General features: G+C 72.7%; 3 protein-coding genes. All 3 read right to left on the reverse strand.

The annotated features are described in order from the left end of the window. Nucleotides 1–1,209 (reverse strand): zinc ribbon domain-containing protein (locus NBX02_RS19125; protein ID WP_250292473.1); only part of this gene is annotated, 1,209 nt, incomplete at its 3' end. A gap of 300 nt (nucleotides 1,210–1,509) precedes the next feature. Beyond that, complete coding sequence (locus NBX02_RS19130) at nucleotides 1,510–3,180, reverse strand: Hsp70 family protein (RefSeq protein WP_250281142.1); 1,671 nt, start codon at nucleotides 3,178–3,180, stop codon at nucleotides 1,510–1,512. Nucleotides 3,181–3,393: 213 nt separating this feature from the next. Next, on the reverse strand, nucleotides 3,394–4,101 hold a 708-nt coding region (grpE, locus tag NBX02_RS19135; protein ID WP_250292475.1), incomplete at its 5' end, for a nucleotide exchange factor GrpE.

The following is a 4,101-nucleotide window of genomic DNA, read 5'->3' on the forward strand; positions in this document are numbered from 1 at the left end:
GGCCTGGCGGGCCCGGCCGGCGCCCAGCGCCCGGCGGATGGCGGACACGGCCTGGGCGGCCTCCCGTGCCTGGCGCACGCTCTGCCCGCAGGAACGGCAGGCCACCGCGGCGGCCTCGGTCTCCCGTCCGCACGAGGGGCACGCGGTGTACAGCTCGGTGTCGCAGTAACGGCAGATCCGCGAGCCGTCCACCGGCTCCGGGCGGCAGCACTGCGCGCACACCACATAGTCGAGGAAGACCCCGGTCGTCACGGCCGCGCCCAGCTCCCGGGCGACGCCGAGCAGCAGGGTCTTGGCCTGCGCCGTGGACAGGCCCGACCCGCTCGAGAGGATCTCCCGCACCAGCCCCTCGAACGCGGCCGGTCCCAGTTCGCCGTCGAGAACGATGTGCTCCTCGACCCGCCCCCGGATCTCCTCCCGGGCGTCCGCGGCCAGGCCGGCGGTGTAGGCGGCCGGATCCCCGTCCAGCAGCCTGGTGCGCACCTGCGCGAGCAGATCCGCGATCACCGTCTTCTCGTGGTCGTGCGGGCGCCGCTGGTTGCGTTCCAGCGCGATCTCGTAGGCCGCCCTGATCCGTTCCGGCGGCGAGCCGGCCGGGACCCCCAGGAAGGCCCAGAGGGAGGCGGTGGCGGCCCTGCTGCCCACCCGCAGCTGCCGCAGCTCGGTCAGACGGTCCCGGATCTGGCGGCGCACCCCCGCGGCGAGGGGCTCGGCCCCGTCCCCCCAGCCGTCCTCGATCACCTGCTCGCCGGCGAGAACCGCGTCGAACTGCTCGGTGGTCACCCCGTCGGCCGCCGCCAGCCGGCGCAGCCCGGCCACCCGGGAACGCGGCACCCCGCCGAAACGCTCACGTACGGTAGCGAGATTGCGGGCCACTTTCGCCAGCCGTTCGGCCTGCCCGGCCTGGCGGGCCGCCAGCACCCGGGCCCGGAGCTGGTCGCGGGTGGCGGCGTCCAGCAGCGGCGCCTCCCACTCCGCCCGCCGCCGCACCAGCGTCGCCGCGAGCGACGCGTACCGGGTCGCGTCCCGCTGCCGTTGCAGGAAGGCCATGACGGCGGCCAGCTGCTCGCGTACCTGCGCGTCGGTGTGGACGGCATCCGGATCGAGGGCCGCGACGAAAAAAGGGTCATCGAGATCCAACGTGGAGCGGCGGTGCAGCTCCGCCAGCACACGCTGGCGGTAACCGCTGCCGTCGAACGCCGCGCTCACCGTCCCACCTTCGTCCCGTCCCTGCCGCGGGGCAGGTGAAACCCGTGTCTGTACAGCCCGTGCCCGTCCTGGGCGCGGCCTGGAACGTTCACCATATGTACTGGACGAGGCAATGCACCGGCCAGAACTGCACCTGCCCGCTCCTGGTGACACCTCACACAGACACGGCCCGGCGGGTGTCCGCGTGGGTGCGGGTGTCCGCGTGGGTACGGGTGTCCCCGTGGGTATGTCTGCGGTGGATGCCGGCCGTCCGGATCAGCGCCCGCGCCGGCCGGCATCCACCGCAGACCCTCCAGGCCGTCAGTCGCGCTGCTTGAGCAGGGTGACCTTCCTGCCCTCCTCGTCCCGCATCGCCTCGCTGCCGACCCCGGCCTTCACCTGCAGGAGCAGGGGGTCCTTCGCGCCGGGATGGGTGGCGGTGACCCGGATGGTCTGGTCCGGGCGCATGAAGAAGGTGACCTCGACGGGCGTGCCGCGGGGATGGCCGCCCGGGATGCCGGCGATGGCGCCCTCGACGATCACCTTGTTGTCCTCCGGCAGGGGCGACTCGGCGCTCGTGCCCTGCTCGAACACGCGGATGTCGACCTCGGCCTGGTTGTCGGAGACCGTGTAGAAGGTCCGCGTCACCTCGATCGGCAACGGGTCGTTGCGGTGCGCTAGGAAGGCGGCGACCGTCTTGCCCCTGTCCTCGGCGAGGATCCCGAAACCGCGCGAGGTCACATTTACGATCTTCGTTTTCACCAGGTCCACCACGGCGGTGATGTCCAGCCCGAGGCTGTCGGCCGCCCCGGACGCCGCCTGCCGCACGTCGGTCGCCTCGGCCGCCTCCAGGCCCTCCCCCTCGGCAAGCCTGCCCTTCGCGACCAGATCGTCGATGACCTGGCGTTCCAGCTCCTTCTTCTGCCCGAACACCGCCGCGCCCTTGGCCACCGCGAGATCAGGATCGACGAGCCGGGGAGCCAGGCCGAACTTCTCGGTCAGCTTCCGGGCGATGACAGGGGTCTTGCTCATCCCCCCGACGAGCAGGCAGACGTCGACGTGGTCGACCCCGCGCTCCTTCGCCCGGTCGAGCACCGAGCCGGTCAGGTCGAGCGTGCGCTGCAGCAACGACGCCGTGATCTCCTCGAGGTCGGCGCGGGTGACGGTCACGCTCGTGCGCCGGCCGGCATGGACCACCAGCACGTCCACGCTCTCCCGGCCCGAGAGCGCCAGCTTCGCCTCCTCCGCCGCGGTCAGCAGCTCCTGCTCGTCGTAGACGTCGTCGAGCGGGTCGCCGGCGCCGGGCTGCGCCTCGATGAACTTCTGCGCGAGGAAACGCACCAGCTCGGCGTCCCAGTCGGCGCCGCCCAGCTCGTGGTCGCCGTCGGTGGCAACCACCGTGATCTCGTTCTCCGACAGCCGGATGACCGTGGTGTCGAAGGTGCCGCCGCCGAGGTCGTAGACCAGCACGGTGGACTCCGCCGCGCCGCCCCGCGCGAACCCGTAGGCGAAGGCCGCCGCGGTCGGCTCGTTGATGATGTCGACGACGTTCAGCCCGGCGAGCGTCCCGGCGAGCTTCGTCGCCTTGCGCTCCTCGTCACCGAAGTAGGCGGGCACGGTGATGACCACATCGGTCACCGGGGTCCCGGTCACCCGCTGCGCGTCGGCGGCCAGGGCCTTGAGCACGAGGCTGGACACCGCGGGAGCGCTGTACTCCTCGCCGTGGACGACGAACCGCCAGTCCGCCTCGCCCATGTGCCGCTTGACCAGGCTCGCCACGTCGTCCGGACGGATCCGGGCCTGCCGCTTGGCCTGCGTGCCGACGACGAAGCTGACCTCGCCGCCGGGCGACTCGTCAAAGAGCACCACCGACGGCGTGGTCGGCTGCGACTCGATGTTACGGATGACGTCCGGGCGCCCGTACTCGTCCACCTGGGCGATACACGAGTACGTCGTTCCCAGGTCGATCCCGAACACCTTCGTCCGCGTCATGTAGCTTCCCTCCGCCAAACCGCGGCCACCGCCCAGGGCCCGGGCGCACGAAGAAAAGCATCGCGCTGCCGCGGCCCACGGTCAGGGGCGCCAGGCCCCCGGGCCCACCGGGCCGGTCCCCGGCACCCGGATCCGGCCGGGAACCGGGCGCACGAGAACCATGGCCGCGCCGTTGTTGGCCCTCTTTGTCGGCCTTCTGCTGTTGTCGGCCCCCTAGTGTGCCCGAAAGACCTCCACCTCGGCTGGGCGCACCACGATCGACTCACCGCGGACGAAGCCGGGTCTGACGGTCCGGGCGATCGTCCGGTCACGCTTGGCGTCGTCCGTACCGATACGGCGCACGCCGACGTGCCGGGCCGGGTCGAAGGGCATGCCCACGACCGCGGTGTACGGACGGACGTCCACGGCGACGTCCATGATCTGCAACAGCTGCGTACGCAGGATACCGGCGACGCTCTGGCCGTCGTCCGCGCCCAGGCTCGTCATCTGGTCGTGCAGCCGCATCAGGCCCCGCAGCAACGGTGACATCGCCTCGGTCAGCTCACCCGCCCGCAGCCGGGTGTTCTCGGCGTGCAGGCGGTCCACCAGGTCGGCGTCGTGACGCCGGAGCCTGGCCAGCTCCTCGAGACGCCGGGCCAGCTCGTCCAGGCGGCCGGCGACGGCGGTGGCCGCGGGGCCCTCGGCGTCGCCGTCGCCGACGGCGTTCCCGGCGGCAGCCCCGTCCGCGGCCCTGCCCTCGGCCCTGTCCTCGGTCTTGTCCGCGGCCCTGCCCTCGGTCCCGGTCTTGCCCTTCTTGCCCTTGGCCCTGCCCTCAGCCGCGGCCCCGGCGGCGGCCTCCTGCCCGTCAGCGATCCCGCCGGCCGCGCCAACCGCGGGGGGCCGTGCCGCGGGCTGCTCGGGCTCGGCGGCAATGGTCACGGC

This window comes from Protofrankia sp. CiP1_Cm_nod1, from assembly GCF_920888515.1.
GTDB lineage: Bacteria > Actinomycetota > Actinomycetes > Frankiales > Frankiaceae > Protofrankia.